Here is a 2,315-nt window from a genome sequence, read left to right on the forward strand (position 1 = left end):
GCCGTCGCCGCCCTGGTCTCCGACCGCACCATCACCTGGTGATACGCCGGGAGGAGTCCACTGCGCGACCTCAGCTATTGCGCACAAGATCGTTAGACCGCACGAGGACCAGTCCAATTACTTGAGCTCAGCGACCGGGATTTCCGTGAGCGCCCACACCAGCGTGGTGCCGCCGGCGGCCGGGGTCAACTCGCCGGTTTCGACGCGTCACGTGCGTGCGTTACGCCATCGCTGGAACGCTTCGTCGCCTTGCCCGCGTGGCCGGTGCGGCGGATGCCAGCGCCGTCAGGTAGGCGCTGGCATCCGGTGGCACTGGTCAGCTGACCTCGATGAGCAGCCTGCCGCACTTGAGGAAGAGACGATTGCCGGCTGGTCCGGCGAGGTCCGGGTGGGCGGTCAGCAGAGCGGTCAGGGTGCCGTTGACGTCGGCCTCGGTCAGGTTGACGGTCTCTTGGCCGCTGCCGGGTGCTTCGGCGACCAGGCGCAGGCCACCGCCGCTGGCGACGCGGCGGACCTGGTTCATGCTCGGCACGAGGCCGGTGGCCTTTACGAACAGCTCGCCGATGCTGGCGTCGCTATGTTCGGCGCGGGCGACTGAGGGCAGGTCGGGAGTGTCGGAGAAGCGCTTCTGGGAGAACTGTGCCTTGAACCCGGCTCGGCTGGCTGCCGCCGCGTCCATGCCGTGGATGGTGCTGGTCACGTCGGAGGCCAGCATCGTCTTGACCCCCATGGGGTGAACTGCGCCGTCCGCCATGAGCTGGATCAGCAGCTCGATCTCCGGGTCGAGCAGCTCGGTCAGCGCCTTTAGGTAGTCGGGCATGAGCCGGTCGGCGGCGGACATAAGCTTGCCGAACACGTCTTTGGGATCGAATGCCAGGCCGACGTAGTTGCCCTTGCTCTTGCTCATCTTGGCCCCGGTGCCGTCGGTGCCCTCGATCAGGCCGGTCGCGATGATGACCTCGGGCTTCTGTCCGGCGTTCTCCATGACACGGCGGCACATCTGCATGTTGAGCAGCTGGTCGAGGCCGCCGATCTCCATGTCGGCGGTGATCTTGACCGAGTCCAGGGCCATGACCACTGAGTAGACCAGCTCGGCCATGGTCAAGCCGCTGCCGGCCGCGAGCCTCGTGCGGAAATCTTCGCGCTGGAGCGAGGCCGCCACCGGCAGCTTCTCCAGTACGCCAATGAACTGCGGCAGTGTTATCGGAGCGAGCCATTCACTGTTGAAGCGGAACTCGGCATGGTCGAAGTCGAAGAACGGGGTGACCTGCTCGCGGTAGGTCTTCATGTTGGCGGCGATGTCGTCGTCGGTCAGCGGTGGCCGGTCGCCGGCCCGCCCGGACGGGTCGCCGATCTTGGCAGTGATGTCGCCGACGATGAAGACGACCTTGTGCCCCATGCGCTGGAACCGACTGGCGATAATCATGGGAACGGCGTGGCCCACGTGCACGTCGGCGGCGGTCGGGTCGATGCCGAACTTGACCACGAGGCGGCGCTGCTCGGCGCGGGCGGCGGCCAGCAGCTCCGCGAGCTGCCCGCCGGAGGGCAGCAGTTCGTGGGAGCGGGCGGCGATGAGGGCGGCCTGCTCGGCTGGCGGCAGGTCGGAGAGGTCCATGGCTCGGCGCTCGCGCAGCAGTTCGAGGATCTTGGTCAGTTCGGGTCCCTCGCGCAGATCGGGTGCCCCGCACAGGGTGTCCATCAGCGCCTTGTGGGAAGCGCCGAGGCGGGTCGTTTCGGTTAGCATGGATTGTCCTCTTCAAGTCAGGCGTCGGCCGTGGCGGGCTCATTCACGTACACGATCTTGAGCGTGGTGGTCCCTTTTGGGGGACGGGCGGCTGCTGCCCCGTGCGTGACCAGGAAGGTGTGCTCGTGATGACCCGCGTAGGCGCGGGGGTCGATCGCCAGCAAGTCCAAGGCGTCGGCGAAGTCGTCGCGGTCGTTGTTGACGCGGTACGCCTTATTGCCTCGCGGGGACTCCTTCTCCAGGAGGGTGCGAACCCGGTATGCCAGCAGCCACATGCGTGCGGGAGGTACACGCCGAGGCCGACCACCTGTCCAAGGGATGCCACGGCGTTGGCTGCTAGCAATATCGCTTCACTGTGCGCGTACCTCCACGGATTCGACCACTACATCGTAGCGTGCCATGGGCACGCGCGGAGGCGGCCACACGGTCGGCGAAACCGGACATGCGTTCTATGGGATCGTCGTCCTTGATGCCAATGAGCTTGTCCAGACCTCGTTTCCGCTGGTGAGCTGGGGTTGACAACGGGGGTTGTGTCGCCCAGTGGCAGGCTGCGGGAGGTGCTGGCCGTTGA

Annotated in this window: 2 protein-coding genes; both read right to left on the minus strand. The window is 66.4% G+C overall.

The annotated features are described in order from the left end of the window. Positions 1 to 316: 316 nt before the first annotated feature. Complete coding sequence (tyrS, locus tag AB0J67_RS40675) at positions 317 to 1,744, minus strand: tyrosine--tRNA ligase (RefSeq protein ID WP_363491103.1); 1,428 nt, start codon at positions 1,742 to 1,744, stop codon at positions 317 to 319. A 17-nt stretch (positions 1,745 to 1,761) separates the two neighbouring features. Further along, complete coding sequence (locus AB0J67_RS40680) at positions 1,762 to 2,019, minus strand: hypothetical protein (RefSeq protein ID WP_363491105.1); 258 nt, start codon at positions 2,017 to 2,019, stop codon at positions 1,762 to 1,764. Between the last annotated feature and the right edge of the window lie 296 nt (positions 2,020 to 2,315).

It is taken from the genome of Catellatospora sp. NPDC049609 (assembly GCF_040675365.1).
GTDB lineage: Bacteria > Actinomycetota > Actinomycetes > Mycobacteriales > Micromonosporaceae > Catellatospora.